Origin of the sequence: Pseudomonas sp. UBA6699 (assembly GCF_002454615.1) — a bacterium.
In the GTDB taxonomy this organism is placed as follows: domain Bacteria; phylum Pseudomonadota; class Gammaproteobacteria; order Pseudomonadales; family Pseudomonadaceae; genus Aquipseudomonas; species Aquipseudomonas juntendi.
Genome location: NZ_DKJF01000010.1, coordinates 88651 through 103227 on the forward strand (window position 1 = coordinate 88651; position 14577 = coordinate 103227).

Below are 14577 nucleotides of genomic sequence, written 5' to 3' on the forward strand. Positions count from 1 at the left end.
AGCGAGCCCGCCCGGGCAAACAATCGGTTTTCCGACCGTGGCAACCAGGATAGTTCGGAAAACCGAACGAAAGCCCGAGATAGACGCACTCCGCCAGGGCCCCGAGCGCCCGGACGATCAGGTTTTTTGCTCGTCAAACCCGTTTGGCACGACTCATGCTCTACACTCTTCAATCGAATGCACAGCGCTTCGCTGTATTCGTTGAACGAAAGAGTCCGCCAACGGCTCCATAAAAAAAACAAACACGTCGAGGAAAATTTGATGCGTATCGTTCGTCATCTGTTGGGCGCCACCATTGCCGCTGCGATCATTGCTTCGCCAGCCATGGCCGAAGAACTGACCGGCACCCTCAAGAAGATCAAGGACTCGGGCACCATCACCCTGGGCCACCGCGACTCTTCCATTCCATTTTCCTACCTGGCCGGCAAACCCGAGCCCGTGGGCTACTCGCATGACATTCAGCTGGCTGTCGTCGATGCCCTGAAAAAACAACTGGGTACGGACATCAAGGTCCGCTACAACCTGGTCACCTCGCAGACCCGTATCCCGCTGGTGCAAAACGGCACCGTCGACCTGGAATGCGGCTCCACCACCAACAACGTCGAGCGCCAGCAGCAAGTCGGCTTCTCGGTCGGCATCTTCGAAGTCGGTACCCGCCTGCTGACCAAGGTCAAGGACGGTCAACCTGCATACAAGGACTTCCCGGACCTGGCTGGCAAGAACGTGGTGACCACCGCCGGCACCACCTCCGAGCGCATTCTCAAGGCGATGAACGCCGACAAGCAGATGAAGATGAACGTGATTTCCGCCAAGGACCACGGTGAAGCCTTCAACATGCTAGAAAGCGGCCGCGCCGTAGCCTTCATGATGGACGACGCCTTGCTCGCCGGTGAAATGGCCAAGGCGCGCAAGCCGGCAGACTGGGTCATCACCGGTACCCCGCAGTCGTATGAAATCTACGGCTGCATGGTGCGCAAGGGTGACGAGGCGTTCAAGAAAGCGGTCGACGATGCCATCGTTGCCTATTTCAAGTCGGGCGAAGTCAACAAGAGCTACGACAAGTGGTTCCAGCAACCGATCCCGCCAAAAGGCCTGAACCTGCAGTTCCCGATGAGCGATGAGCTGAAAAAACTGATCGCCGAGCCTACCGACAAGGCCGCGGACGAGAAGAAGTCCTGATCCTCAGATAACGGCCTGGTGCTCGACAGCACGAATCAAACCCTGCAGGCCACTCATTAGTGTCTAACCTTTCATCCGAGGGCGCCCAGCGCCCCCGGATGTACCAAGGTGCCCGTGAAACAACCGTCTGAGGGGAAATCCCGATGAATTACAACTGGGACTGGAGCGTGTTCTTCAAGTCCACCGGCGTGGGCAGCGAGACTTATCTCGACTGGTACATCACCGGCCTGGGCTGGACCATCGCCATCGCCATCTCCGCCTGGATCATCGCCTTGCTGCTGGGCTCGGTGCTCGGCGTCATGCGCACCGTGCCGAACCGCCTGGTATCGGGCATCGCCACCATCTACGTGGAGCTGTTCCGCAATGTGCCGCTGCTGGTGCAGCTGTTCATCTGGTACTTCCTGGTGCCAGACCTGCTGCCCGAAGGCCTGCAGGAATGGTTCAAGCAAGACCTCAACCCGACCACCTCGGCGCTGATCAGTGTGGTCATCTGCCTGGGCCTGTTCACTGCCGCCCGTGTCTGCGAGCAAGTGCGCACCGGCATCCAGGCGCTGCCGCGCGGCCAGGAATCCGCGGCCCGCGCCATGGGTTTCAGCCTGCCGCAGATCTACACCAACGTGCTGCTGCCCCAGGCCTACCGGATCATCATTCCGCCGCTCACCTCCGAATTTCTCAACGTGTTCAAGAACTCCTCGGTGGCATCGCTGATCGGCCTGATGGAGCTGCTGGCGCAAACCAAACAGACCGCCGAATTTTCCGCCAACCTGTTCGAGGCGTTCACCCTGGCCACGCTGATCTACTTCACCCTGAACATGGGGCTGATGCTGCTGATGCGCATGGTCGAGAAGAAAGTCGCCGTGCCTGGCCTGATTTCCGTGGGGGGCAAGTAAATGGACATGGATTTCAGCGAAATCATCCCGGCCCTGCCCGCCCTGTGGGAAGGCATGCTCATGACCTTGCAACTGATGGTCATGGGGGTGGTGGGCGGTATCGTGCTGGGCACCATCCTGGCGCTCATGCGGCTGTCATCGAGCAAGCTGCTGTCGCGGCTGGCCGGGGCCTACGTCAACTATTTCCGCTCGATCCCGCTGCTGCTGGTGATCACCTGGTTCTACCTGGCGGTACCGTTCGTTCTGCGCTGGATCACCGGCGAGGACACCCCGGTGGGTGCCTTCACCTCGTGCGTGGTGGCGTTCATGATGTTCGAAGCCGCCTACTTCTGTGAAATCGTCCGCGCCGGCGTGCAGTCGATCTCCAAGGGCCAGATGGGCGCCGCCCAGGCCCTGGGCATGACCTACAGCCAGACCATGCGCCTGATCATCCTGCCGCAGGCGTTTCGCAAGATGACCCCGCTGTTGCTGCAGCAGAGCATCATCCTGTTCCAGGATACCTCGCTGGTCTACACCGTGGGCCTGGTGGACTTCCTCAACTCGGCACGCTCCAACGGCGACATCATCGGGCGCTCCCATGAGTTCCTGATCTTCGCCGGGGTCGTGTACTTCCTCATCAGCTTCTCCGCTTCGTGGCTGGTCAAGCGCCTGCAAAAAAGGATCACCGTATGATTTCCATCAAGAACGTCAACAAGTGGTACGGGGACTTCCAGGTACTGACCGACTGCAGCACCGAGGTCAAGAAAGGTGAAGTGGTGGTGGTGTGCGGCCCTTCGGGTTCGGGCAAGTCCACCCTGATCAAGTGCGTCAATGCCCTGGAGCCGTTCCAGAAGGGCGATATCGTGGTCGATGGCACCTCGATCGCCGACCCCAAGACCAACCTGCCGAAGCTGCGTTCGCGGGTGGGCATGGTGTTCCAGCACTTCGAACTGTTCCCCCACCTGAGCATCACCGAAAACCTGACCATCGCCCAGCGCAAGGTACTGGGCCGCAGTGAGGCGGAGGCCACCAAGAAAGGCCTGGCCCTGCTCGACCGCGTCGGCCTTGGCGCCCATGCCAAGAAGCACCCGGGCCAGCTGTCGGGTGGCCAGCAACAGCGCGTGGCCATTGCCCGTGCACTGTCGATGGACCCGATCGTCATGCTGTTCGACGAGCCGACCTCGGCGCTGGACCCGGAGATGGTCAACGAAGTACTGGACGTGATGGTGGAGCTTGCCCACGAGGGCATGACCATGATGTGCGTGACCCACGAAATGGGCTTCGCCCGCAAAGTGGCCAACCGCGTGATCTTCATGGACAAGGGCCACATCATCGAAGACTGCCAGAAGGAGGCGTTCTTCGGCGACCCGACTGCCCGCCACGAACGCACCCAGCACTTCCTCAGCAAGATCCTGCAACACTGATTTTGCTTCATTGAACCGGTCGGCGCCGCTGCCCAATCGGGCAGCAGGCGCTGGTCGTGACAAGGCCACTGTGATGAAATGCGATCCTTCGCTTCTTCTCCCTGCCAAGCCTGCCGTGAAATCCCGCCTGCTCCGCCAATTGCTGTTGCCACCACTGATCATTTTGCTGATGGTCGGCCTGGGTATGGCTGGCTACCTGATCAGCGAGAGCAACGGTATCCGCACCCTCAGCGAAAACGGTGAACGCCAGCTGGAGCTGCACGCGCGCACGGTCGAAAGCGAGATCAGCAAATACACCTACCTGCCGAGCCTGCTGGAGCTGGAAGACAGCGTCTCGCACCTGCTCACCGACCCGGATGGCGGTTCGCGCCAGGCGGTCAACGAATACCTCGAAGGCCTGAACCGGCGCAGCCGCAGCCGGGCAATTTTCGTGCTCGATACCAATGGCCGGGTCCAGGCCACCAGCAACTGGCGCGATGCCGATTCGTTCCTGGGCGAAGACCTGTCGTTCCGCGCTTATTTCCAGACTGCCGTACGCGGCGAACCTGGGCGCTTCTACGGCATCGGCAGCACCACGGGCGAGGCTGGCTACTACCTTGCCCACGGGCTCGAGGAACACGGCAAGATCATTGGCGTGGCAGTGATCAAGGTACGCCTGGATACCCTGGAAGAACGTTGGCAGCGGGCGCGCCTGGAGGCATTCGTCAGCGACGAAAACGGCATCATCATCCTTTCCAGCGACCCTGCCAGGCGCCTGAAGTCGGTACGCCCGCTGACCGCGCAAACCAAGGAACGGCTGGCGCGCAGCCTGCAGTATTACTGGTGGCCGTTGAACGAGTTGCAGCCCCTGGCCCGCGAGACCCTGGCCGATGGCGTGGAAAAACTGACCTTCCCCGCCAACAGCGAGACTGCCCACGGCGAGCCCCACGAAGTGGCCTACCTGGCCCAGACCCGCCGGCTGGTCGACACGCCCTGGCATTTCACCCTGCTCACCCCGCTGCAGGACCTGCGCCGCGAATCCATGGTCCAGGGCATTCTGGTGGGGGTCGCCTTCGCCCTGCTGGCCATCCTCGGCATCGCCTGGAACGAGCGGCGCAAAGTCATCGCTACCCGCCTGGCCGCACGCGAGGCGCTGGAGGAAGCCAACAGCCAGCTGGAGCGACGGATTACCGAACGCACCGCCGACCTGCGTGCCAGCAACGAACGCCTGAAAGGCCAGATTCGCGAGCGCCGACACGCCGAACAAACGCTGCGCCACGCCCAGGACGAGCTGGTGCAGGCCGGCAAGCTGGCAGCCATCGGGCAGATGTCCACCAGCATCGCCCACGAGCTGAACCAGCCGCTGGCTGCCTTGCGTACGCTCTCTGGCAACACGGTGCGCTTCCTCGAACGCGGGGCGCTGGAAACCGCCAGTACCAACCTGCGCACCATGAACGACCTGATTGACCGCATGGGCCGCATCACTGCCAGCCTGCGCTCGTTCGCCCGACGCAGCGACGACAGTGGCCAGGCTTCCCTGGCCAAGGCGATAGAAGCCACCTTGCAAGTACTGGGCAACCGCATCAGCGCCTGCCACTTGCAGCTCCACAACCACTACGAGGACCAGCAACTGGCCATCGACCAGACCCGCCTGGAGCAAATCCTGGTCAACCTGATCGGCAATGCCCTCGATGCCATGGCTGCGCAGCCACAGCCCGAACTGTGGCTGGAGGGCGAAGTGCAGGGCGACAAATACCGTTTGCAGGTGCGTGACAATGGCCACGGCATCGACGCCGAGGCGCGCAAGCACCTGTTTGAACCGTTCTTCACCACCAAACCGGGCGAACACGGCCTGGGCCTGGGCCTGACCCTGTCGGCGAGCCTTGCGGCTGCGGCCAAGGGCAGCCTCAACGTCGAGCACCCCGTCACCGGCGGGAGCGCCTTCGTCCTGGCCCTGCCCCTGGTTTCGCCCCCTAACGAATCGGCAGAGCACTCATGAACCAAGCGCCTCTTACCGTCCTGATCGTCGAAGACGACCCGCATGTGCTGCTCGGCTGCCAGCAGGCACTGGCCCTGGAGGACATCGCCTGCGAAGGTGTGGGCAGTGCCGAGCAGGCACTGGAGCGCATCGGCGACGATTTCGCTGGTATCGTCGTCAGCGATATCCGCCTGCCCGGCATCGACGGCCTGGAGCTGCTCAACCGCCTCAAGGCCCGCGACCGCAGCCTGCCGGTGGTACTGATCACCGGCCACGGCGACATCGACATGGCCGTTGGCGCGATGCGCAATGGTGCCTACGACTTCATGGAAAAGCCGTTCTCCCCGGAACGCCTGGTCGACGTGGTGCGCCGCGCCCTGGAGCAACGGGGGCTGTCGCGCGAAGTGGTTGCCTTGCGCCGCCAGCTGGCCGAACAGAGCAGCCTGGAAGGCCGTATCATCGGCCGCTCGCCGGCCATGGAGCACCTGCGCGAGCTGATTGCCAATGTGGCCGACACCTCGGCCAACGTGCTCATCGAGGGCGAGACCGGCACCGGCAAGGAACTGGTCGCGCGCTGCCTGCATGACTTCAGCCGTCGCCAGGGCCAGCCCTTCGTGGCGCTGAACTGTGGGGGCCTGCCGGAAAACCTGTTCGAGACCGAGATTTTTGGCCACGAGGCCAACGCCTTCACCGGTGCCGGCAAGCGCCGTATCGGCAAGATCGAACACGCCAATGGCGGCACGCTGTTCCTCGACGAGGTGGAGAGCATGCCGATCAACCTGCAGATCAAGCTGCTGCGCGTCTTGCAGGAGCGCACCCTGGAACGGTTGGGGTCGAACCAGAGCATTGCCGTGGATTGCCGGGTGATTGCGGCAACCAAGGCCGACCTCGATAGCCTGGGCCAGAGCGGTCAGTTCCGCAGCGACCTGTACTACCGGTTGAACGTGGTGACCCTGGAGCTGCCACCGCTGCGCGAGCGCCGCGAAGACATCCTGCAATTGTTCGAGCACTTCCTGCAGCAATCGGCCCTGCGCTTCGATCGGGAAACACCGACCCTGGACAGCCAGACCCTGTCGCGCCTCCTCGCCCACGACTGGCCAGGCAATGTGCGGGAACTGCGCAACGTGGCCGAACGCTACGCCCTGGGCCTGCCGGCGTTCAAGAAAGGGCCCAGCGGTGGGGCCACCCAAGGCCTGGGCTTTGCCGAGGCAGTGGAGGCGTTCGAACGCAACCTGCTCAGCGATGCACTGCAACGCACCGGCGGCAACCTCAGCCAGGCCAGCCAGGAGCTGGGCATGGCCAAGACCACGCTGTTCGACAAGGTCAAAAAATATGGCCTCGGTTGACCTCAACAACGGTGTGAAGCGCCTGCGGCGCGGGTATTCGGGCCCCAGTGGGTGTGGAGCCCGCCGCAAAGGGGTGCGGCGCTACGCCCAGTCGACAGCGTTGCCAACATGAGCGAAACTCAACTCATTGCTTCGTTCACCCCATTCACACCCCGGAGTCAGCAGTGCTGGAGATCCGCCACCTGAAAACCCTTCATGCCTTGCGCGAGGCCGACAGCCTTGTGGAAGCCGCCGAGCGCCTGCATCTGACCCAGTCGGCGCTGTCTCACCAGTTCAAGGAGCTGGAAGAACGCCTGGGCCTGCCGCTGTTCGTACGCAAGAGCAAGCCGATACGCTTTACCAGCGCCGGGCTGCGCCTGCTGCAACTGGCCGATGCCACCCTGCCGTTGCTACGGGGTGCCGAACGCGACATCGCACGTCTGGCCGGCGGTACGGCCGGGCGCCTGCACATGGCAATCGAATGCCACAGCTGTTTCCAGTGGCTGATGCCGACCATCGACCAGTTCCGCGATGCCTGGCCGGAAGTCGAGCTGGACCTGGCCTCCGGCTTCGCCTTTGCACCCTTGCCAGCCCTGGCCCGTGGTGACCTTGACCTGGTGGTGACCTCCGACCCGGTGGACCTGGCCGGCATCACCTACGTGCCGCTGTTCACCTACGAAGCCATGCTGGCGGTCGCCAACCAGCATGCGCTGGCCAGCAAGCCGTATATCGTGCCCCAGGACCTGCTCGACCAGACCCTGATCACCTACCCGGTGGAGCGCGACCGCCTGGACATCTTCACCCGCTTCCTGGAGCCGGCCGACGTCGAGCCCGCCGCCGTGCGCACCTCGGAGCTGACCGTGATGATGATGCAGCTGGTCGCCAGCGGCCGGGGGGTGTGCGGCATGCCGCACTGGGCTTTGCATGAGTACAGCGCGCGGGGTTATGTGAAAGGCAAGCGCCTGGGCGAGAAAGGCCTGTTTGCCACGCTTTATGCCGCTGTGCGCACCGACATGCTCGATGCGCCGTACATGCGCGACTTTCTGCTGACCGCCAAGGACACCTCCTTCGCCACCCTCGACGGCGTCAGCGCGGTGCGTTGAGCAACTGGCGGTACAGCGGCAGGATCAGGTCGCGGGTCAAGGGCGCCAGTGGCTGGTCTGGCGCCTGATCTGCAGCCAGCCATACCACCTCCTCGATTTCTGCCGCCGGGACCACGGCAGCGGCGCTGTCGACTCGAAACAGCTCGGCTTGCACCTCGAAGCCGGGCTCATTGGCGGCCGAGGCACTGAACTGGCCCAGGTACACGGCCTGGGCCGGGTCGATGTGCAGGCCCAATTCCTCGTGCAGTTCGCGCACCAGTGCCTGCAGCGCCGTTTCACCCGCATCGATCTTGCCCCCCGGCTGCATGAAGGCTTCGGTGCCACGCTTGCGCACCAGCAAGGTGCGCCCCTGCGGGTCGAGCAACAGGGCGGCGGCGATGCGAATGGTATTGGGCATGGGCTGAACTCGCTGGCAACAATGGCCGGGGAGGATCCCACGGGCTCGCTTGGGCTGACAAGGCCATTGTCGGGTGTGCCGGCCAGACGAACGGCCCCTTGCCAAAGCGCCCGTGCCCCTCCATAACCAACCCATGAACCTGCCCGCCCAACAGCACCCGGTGCTCGAACTGTTCCACCCCGCCGTACGCACCTGGTTCGGCCGCCACTTCGCAACCGTTACCGATGCCCAGGCCCAGGCCTGGCCCTTGGTCCATGGCGGCCAGTCGATGCTGTTGGCCGCCCCCACCGGCTCGGGCAAGACCCTGAGCGCGTTCCTGGCCGTGCTCGATGAACTGTTCTGCCAGGGCCTGGCGCAGCAGGGTCAGCTGCCGGCGCAGACCCAGGTGGTCTATGTTTCGCCGCTCAAGGCGCTGTCCAATGACATCCGCGTCAACCTGCAAGCCCCGCTTGAGGGTATCAGCCAGGCCCTGGCAGAACAGGGCCTGGCTGCACCCCGCATCACTACCGCCGTGCGCACCGGCGATACCCCGCAAAAAGAACGCGCCGCCATGCGCAAGCTGGCACCGCACATTCTGGTCACGACCCCTGAATCCCTGTATGTACTGATGGGTTCGGCGTCTGGTCGTGAAGGCCTGCGCAACGTGCATACGGTAATCGTCGACGAGATCCACGCCTTGGCCGGCAACAAGCGCGGGGCGCATCTGGCACTGACCCTGGAACGTCTGCAGGCCTTGGCAGGCCGGCCCTTGCGCCGTATTGGCCTGTCTGCCACACAGCGCCCGGTGGCGCGGGTGGCGCAGTTTCTGGTCGGGAGCGGCCGGCCCTGCGCGGTTGTCGATGTTGGCCATGCCCGGCCACGCGACTTGGCCATCGAGCTGCCGCCGGTACCGTTGGCGGCGGTCATGGCCACCGATGTCTGGGGCTTGGTCTACGACCGCCTGGCAGCCCTGGCCCGCGAGCATCGCACCACCCTGGTATTCGTCAACACCCGGCGCCTGGCTGAGCGCATCACCCGCCACCTCAGCGACCGCCTGGGCAAGGATGCCGTGGCCGCGCACCATGGCAGCCTGGCCAAGGAGCTGCGCCTGAGCGCCGAGCAACGGCTCAAGCACGGCCAGTTGCAGGTACTGGTGGCCACCGCTTCACTGGAGCTGGGCATCGACATTGGCGACATCGACCTGGTCTGCCAGGTGGCCTCGCCGGGTTCGATTGCCGCCTTCCTGCAACGGGTTGGCCGCGCCAGCCACCAGGTCGATGGCGTGCCGAAAGGGCGCTTGTTCCCGACATCGCGTGACGACCTGATCGAGTGCGTGGCCCTGCTCGACTGCGTACGCCGGGGGGAACTTGAGGCGCTGCACATACCCCGGGCGCCCCTGGACGTGCTGGCCCAGCAGATCGTCGCCGAAGCCTGCAACCAGCCGTGGCACGAACAGGCGTTGTTCGACTGCCTGCGCCAGGCCACACCTTATGCCCACCTCGACCAGCAGCACTACCAGGCCCTGCTGCGCATGCTTGCCGAGGGCTACAACGGCCGCCAGGGCGTACGCAGTGCCTACCTGCACCGCGATGCGGTAAGCGGCACATTGCGGGGCCGCCGCGGCAGCCAGCTGACCGCGCTGACCAGCGGTGGCACCCTTCCGGACAACGCCGACTACAGCGTATTGCTGGAGCCGCAGGCGCTGAACATTGGCAGCGTCAATGAAGACTTCGCGGTGGAGAGCATCGCAGGCGACATCTTCCAGCTGGGCAATGTCTCGTACCGCATCCTGCGCGTCGAGTCGGGCCGGGTTCGGGTGGAGGATGCCCAAGGGCTGCCGCCCACCATTCCGTTCTGGCTCGGCGAGGCGCCTGGCCGCAGCGACGAACTGTCCGCGGCCGTGGCCAGGCTGCAGGCACAGCTTGACCAGCAGCTGACGCTGGCCGACGGCGATACCCGCGCGGTGTCGGCATGGTTGCAGGGTACGTTCGAGCTGGGCGAAGACTGCGCCGAGCAGTTGCTCGACTACCTGGCCCGTACCCGCGATGTGCTCGGTGCCCTGCCCTCGCAGGAAACGTTGGTGATGGAGCGCTTCTTCGATGCCTCCGGCGGCACCCAGCTGATCATCCATTCGCCCTACGGCAGCCGCATCAATCGAGCCTGGGGCCTGGCCTTGCGCAAACGCTTCTGTCGCACCTTCAATTTCGAACTGCAGGCGGCCGCCAGCGAGGACGCCATCGTGCTGTCGCTGTCCACCAGCCACAGTTTCGACCTCGACGAGGTCTGGCGTTACCTGAAAAGCGGCACCGCAGAAGCCCTCCTCATACAGGCCGTGCTCGAAGCGCCACTGTTCGGTGTGCGCTGGCGCTGGAACGCCAGTGTCGCCATGGCCCTGCCGCGCTTCGTGGGCGGGCGCAAAGTAGCGCCGCAAATCCAGCGCATGAAAAGCGAAGACCTGGTTGCCGCGGTATTTCCCGACCAGATCGCCTGCCTGGAAAATATCGCCGGCGAGCGGCAGATACCCGAGCACCCGCTGGTCGAGCAGACCCTCGACGACTGCCTGCACGAGGCCCTGGATTGCACGGGCTGGCTGGCCCTGTTGAGGCGCATGGAAAGCGGGGCAGTACGCCTGCTGTGCCGCGATCTGCCTGCGCCATCGCCGCTGGCGTCGGCCATTCTCAATGCCCGCCCTTATACATTCCTCGACGACGCACCGCTGGAAGAGCGGCGCACCCAGGCGGTGCTCAACCGGCGCTGGAACGAGGTGCACAGCAGTGACGACCTGGGCGCACTGGACGCCGACGCCATCGCTGCCGTGGCCGCCGAGGCCTGGCCGCAGCCGCGCAATAGCGACGAAATGCACGAAACCTTGATGAGCCTGGGCGCCATCAGCCAGGCGCAGGTCAGCGCCAACCCTGGTTGGAACCTGTTCCTCAGGCAACTGGCCAAGGCCGGCCGCGCCTTGCGCCTGCCCCGTGAGCAGTTGTGGCTGGCCCGCGAGCGCCTGAACCTGCTGCAGGCGATCTACCCGGCGACGCCCCTCGAACCGGCGCTGGAACAGTTGCCTGGCTTCGACCAGCCCATCGAGCCCGACAATGCCCTGGGCGAACTGCTGCGTGGCCGCCTGAGCGCCCATGGCCCGCAGACGCTGGTACAGATCGCCGCGCCGTTGGGCATGCCGCCGCAGGCAGTCGAGCAGGCCCTGGCCCGCCTGGAAGCCGAAGGTTATGTGCTGCGCGGCTACTTCAGCCCGGCCGCCAACGAGCTGCAATGGTGCGAACGCCATTTGCTGGCGCGCATCCACCGCTACACGGTCAAGCGCTTGCGTCGCGAAATCGAGCCGGTCAGCCTGCAGGACTTCATGCGTTTTCTGTTCGACTGGCAGCACCTGGCACCTGACACGCGGCTGCGTGGCCCGCAGGCTGTAGCCGAAGTGCTTGGGCAGTTGCAGGGCTTCCCCAGTGCAGCCGCAGCCTGGGAGGCCGAACTGCTGCCCGCACGCATCCACGACTACAGCCCCCACTGGCTCGATGATGCGTGCCGCAGCGGGCAATTCGCCTGGAGCCGGCTGGCCGCGAGCCGCTCAGGCAGCACCTTGTCGAGCACCCCGCTGGTGTTGCTGCCTCGGGAGCACCTAGGGCTGTGGCGCAGCCTGGCGCCCGCGCCTGCCGTACAGAGCCTTGGCGCACGGGCGCAGCGGGTACATGAGGTGCTGCAGGCTCAGGGGGCGTTGTTCTTCGACGAACTGACCCACGATGCCCGCCTGCTGCCCAGCGAACTGGAAACAGCGTTGCAGGAACTGGTGGGTGCCGGCCTGGTAGGTGCCGACAGCTTCACTGGCCTGCGCAGCCTGATCGCCCCGGCGGCGAAACGCGCTTCACGCACCCGCCGGCGCGGCCATGCACCGTTGTCCAGCAGCATGTCCCATGCCGGGCGCTGGGCATTGCTGCGCCAAGGCACGGCGGATGACAGCCAGCGCCTGGAGCACATCGCCCACGCCCTGCTAAGGCGCTATGGCGTGGTGTGCTGGCGGCTGCTGGAGCGCGAGAGCGATGTACTGCCACCGTGGCGGGAACTGCTGCGCTGCTACCACAGGCTGGAGGCACGCGGCGAGATCCGCGGGGGGCGCTTCATTGCCGGGTTGGCCGGTGAACAATTTGCCTTGCCGGAGGCGGTCGGGTTACTGCGCCAGGTACGCCGGCGCGAGGCGGACGGCGCACTGCAGGTGGTCAGTGCCAGTGACCCGCTGAACCTGATCGGCTCGTTGCTGCCGGGGGTGAAGGTGCCGGCGGTGAGCGGCAACCGCCTGCTGTACCGCGACGGCGTGCCAGTGGCCAAGCGCGTGGCCGGGCGCCCTGTGTACCTGAGCGAGGCGCCCGCGCACGAGCAGGAAAGCTGGCGACAGAAGCTGCTGCGCGGGGCACCGTAAACAGCCTGCCTTGCCGAGCATGGGCCAGGGCTGCTGAGGCTTGGCGTGGCGAGAATGATTTTCGCTACCCCGATTTTAATTTGCAGCGCCCGGCAACTTGGCTATGGTCGGGGTTTGCCCCCAGGCCCTGAGCCTGACCGCGCCATCGCAAGGACCCCGTATGAGCCTGTCACTTCTCAGCCGCTATGCCTTCTTCGCCGCCTGTGTCCTGTTCACCTTGGCGAGCCTGCCCTTCAGTCAGCATGAATGGCTGTGGCCCTTCACCCTGACCGCCGGCGTTCTCAGCCTGATCGGGCTGTTCGACCTGCTGCAGCAGCGCCACGCCGTGCGCCGCAACTACCCCATCCTGGGCAACATCCGCTACCTGGTAGAGGCCATCCGCCCGGAGATCCGCCAGTACCTGCTGGAGTCCGACAGCGACGCACTGCCGTTCTCCCGTGCGCAGCGCTCGCTGGTGTATGCCCGGGCCAAGAACGAAGCTTCCGACAAACCGTTCGGCACCTTGATCGATGTGTACCAGTCCGGCTTCGAGTTCATTGGCCACTCCATGCGCCCGGCGCCGTTGGCCGACCCGGCCAGCTTCCGCATCATCATTGGTGGGCCGCAGTGCAGCCAGCCGTATTCGGCCTCGATTTTCAACATCTCGGCCATGAGCTTCGGCTCGCTCAGCGCCAACGCTATCCGCGCGCTCAACCAGGGCGCCAAACTGGGCAACTTCCACCATGACACTGGCGAAGGCAGCATCAGCCCGTACCACCGTGAACACGGTGGTGACCTGGTATGGGAACTGGGCAGCGGCTACTTTGGCTGCCGCACCGCGGACGGGCGTTTCGACCCTGAGCGCTTCGCCGCACAAGCCCGTAGCCCGCAGGTGCGCATGATCGAAGTGAAGATGAGCCAGGGCGCCAAGCCTGGCCATGGCGGCATCCTGCCCAAGCACAAGGTCACCCAGGAAATTGCCGAGACCCGTGGCGTGCTGATGGGCGAAGACTGCATTTCGCCGTCACGGCACAGCGCCTTTTCCACCCCCATCGAGATGATGCAGTTCATCGCCCAGCTACGCGAACTGTCCGGCGGCAAGCCGGTGGGTTTCAAGTTTTGCCTGGGCCACCCGTGGGAGTTCATGGGCATCGCCAAGGCCATGCTGGAGACCGGTATCCTGCCGGATTTCATCGTCGTCGATGGCAAGGAAGGCGGCACCGGCGCGGCGCCGGTGGAATTCACCGATCACATTGGCGTGCCCCTGCGTGAGGGGTTGCTGTTCGTGCACAACACCTTGGTCGGGCTGAACCTGCGCGACAAGATCAAGCTGGGCGCCAGCGGCAAGATCGTCAGCGCCTTCGACATCGCCAGTGTACTGGCCATTGGCGCCGACTGGGCCAATTCGGCGCGCGGCTTCATGTTCGCCATTGGCTGCATCCAGTCGCAAAGCTGCCACACCAACAAATGCCCCACTGGCGTGGCCACGCAAGACCCGCTGCGCCAACGCGCACTGGTAGTGCCGGACAAGGCCCAGCGGGTGTTGAACTTCCACCACAACACCCTGCGCGCGCTGGCAGAAATGCTGGCGGCGGCTGGCCTGGAACACCCTGCACAGCTGGAGGCCAAGCACTTGGTGCGCCGCATCTCGGCCACCGAGATCAAGCTGTTCTCGCAGATGCATGTGTTCCTCAAGCCGGGCGAGCTGCTCACCGGCGAGGTGGATGGCCAGTTCTACTCGCGCATGTGGCAGCTGGCCAGGGCCGACAGCTTCGAGCCGCACAGTGAGGTCGCGGCCTGACGCGCCGAGCGCCGCCCGCGCGGCGCAATCGCGAGCTGCGCTCGCTCCTACGTCTGTTTCGGGCCAGTAACCCCTGTGCCAGATGCGCGCGGCCGCCTTGTTCGTACGACGCGACTTTGAGGCATGCGCCAAGAG

The 14577-nt window shown here is 64.6% G+C and carries 10 protein-coding genes; 9 read left to right on the forward strand and 1 reads right to left on the reverse strand.

Annotated features, from left to right (window positions below):
* Positions 1–261: 261 nt before the first annotated feature.
* The 7 genes from B3361_RS01875 (at position 262) to metR (ending at position 7857) form a co-directional block, all read left to right on the forward strand.
* The gene (locus tag B3361_RS01875; protein ID WP_009684545.1) at positions 262–1179 is read left to right on the forward strand and encodes a glutamate/aspartate ABC transporter substrate-binding protein; all 918 of its coding nucleotides are present in this window, start codon (positions 262–264) and stop codon (positions 1177–1179) included.
* A 143-nt stretch (positions 1180–1322) separates the two neighbouring features.
* Entirely contained in the window at positions 1323–2069 is a 747-nt protein-coding gene (locus B3361_RS01880) for an amino acid ABC transporter permease (RefSeq protein WP_054904046.1), read from the forward strand.
* Complete coding sequence (locus B3361_RS01885; protein WP_009684543.1) at positions 2070–2741, forward strand: amino acid ABC transporter permease; 672 nt, start codon at positions 2070–2072, stop codon at positions 2739–2741.
* Positions 2738–3472, forward strand: coding sequence for an amino acid ABC transporter ATP-binding protein (locus tag B3361_RS01890; RefSeq protein WP_009684542.1), 735 nt, complete (start codon positions 2738–2740; stop codon positions 3470–3472). Before B3361_RS01885 ends, B3361_RS01890 begins: the two co-directional genes overlap by 4 nt.
* Before the next feature lie 73 nt (positions 3473–3545).
* Complete coding sequence (locus B3361_RS01895) at positions 3546–5450, forward strand: sensor histidine kinase (protein ID WP_054904045.1); 1905 nt, start codon at positions 3546–3548, stop codon at positions 5448–5450.
* Positions 5447–6775, forward strand: a complete 1329-nt coding sequence (locus B3361_RS01900; protein ID WP_286920048.1) for a sigma-54-dependent transcriptional regulator — start codon at positions 5447–5449, stop codon at positions 6773–6775. Before B3361_RS01895 ends, B3361_RS01900 begins: the two co-directional genes overlap by 4 nt.
* Positions 6776–6939: 164 nt before the next feature.
* Entirely contained in the window at positions 6940–7857 is a 918-nt protein-coding gene (gene metR / locus B3361_RS01905) for a transcriptional regulator MetR (protein WP_009684539.1), read from the forward strand.
* Here metR and B3361_RS01910 read toward each other — a convergent pair.
* Positions 7841–8254, reverse strand: coding sequence for an NUDIX hydrolase (locus tag B3361_RS01910; RefSeq protein WP_054904044.1), 414 nt, complete (start codon positions 8252–8254; stop codon positions 7841–7843). The two genes, metR and B3361_RS01910, sit on opposite strands and share 17 nt — an antisense overlap.
* A gap of 133 nt (positions 8255–8387) precedes the next feature.
* On the opposite strand from B3361_RS01910, the gene B3361_RS01915 reads away from it, so the two are divergent.
* Together B3361_RS01915 and B3361_RS01920 are read left to right on the forward strand one after the other, a co-directional pair.
* Positions 8388–12662 (forward strand): DEAD/DEAH box helicase, encoded by a 4275-nt coding sequence (locus B3361_RS01915; protein WP_286920049.1) that lies wholly within the window; start codon positions 8388–8390, stop codon positions 12660–12662.
* A 160-nt stretch (positions 12663–12822) separates the two neighbouring features.
* Complete coding sequence (locus B3361_RS01920; RefSeq protein WP_054904042.1) at positions 12823–14442, forward strand: FMN-binding glutamate synthase family protein; 1620 nt, start codon at positions 12823–12825, stop codon at positions 14440–14442.
* The last annotated feature ends 135 nt before the right edge of the window (positions 14443–14577 follow it).

What these genes read in the sequence shown, in the direction of transcription:
- B3361_RS01890 (WP_009684542.1), top strand. Translation starts at nt 2,738, where the DNA reads ATGATTTCCATCAAGAACGTCAACAAGTGGTACGGGGACTTCCAGGTA.
- B3361_RS01885 (WP_009684543.1), top strand. Translation starts at nt 2,070, where the DNA reads ATGGACATGGATTTCAGCGAAATCATCCCGGCCCTGCCCGCCCTGTGG.
- B3361_RS01900 (WP_286920048.1), top strand. Translation starts at nt 5,447, where the DNA reads ATGAACCAAGCGCCTCTTACCGTCCTGATCGTCGAAGACGACCCGCAT.
- B3361_RS01895 (WP_054904045.1), top strand. Translation starts at nt 3,546, where the DNA reads ATGAAATGCGATCCTTCGCTTCTTCTCCCTGCCAAGCCTGCCGTGAAA.
- B3361_RS01920 (WP_054904042.1), top strand. Translation starts at nt 12,823, where the DNA reads ATGAGCCTGTCACTTCTCAGCCGCTATGCCTTCTTCGCCGCCTGTGTC.
- B3361_RS01875 (WP_009684545.1), top strand. Translation starts at nt 262, where the DNA reads ATGCGTATCGTTCGTCATCTGTTGGGCGCCACCATTGCCGCTGCGATC.
- B3361_RS01880 (WP_054904046.1), top strand. Translation starts at nt 1,323, where the DNA reads ATGAATTACAACTGGGACTGGAGCGTGTTCTTCAAGTCCACCGGCGTG.
- B3361_RS01915 (WP_286920049.1), top strand. Translation starts at nt 8,388, where the DNA reads ATGAACCTGCCCGCCCAACAGCACCCGGTGCTCGAACTGTTCCACCCC.
- B3361_RS01910 (WP_054904044.1), bottom strand. Translation starts at nt 8,254, where the DNA reads ATGCCCAATACCATTCGCATCGCCGCCGCCCTGTTGCTCGACCCGCAG.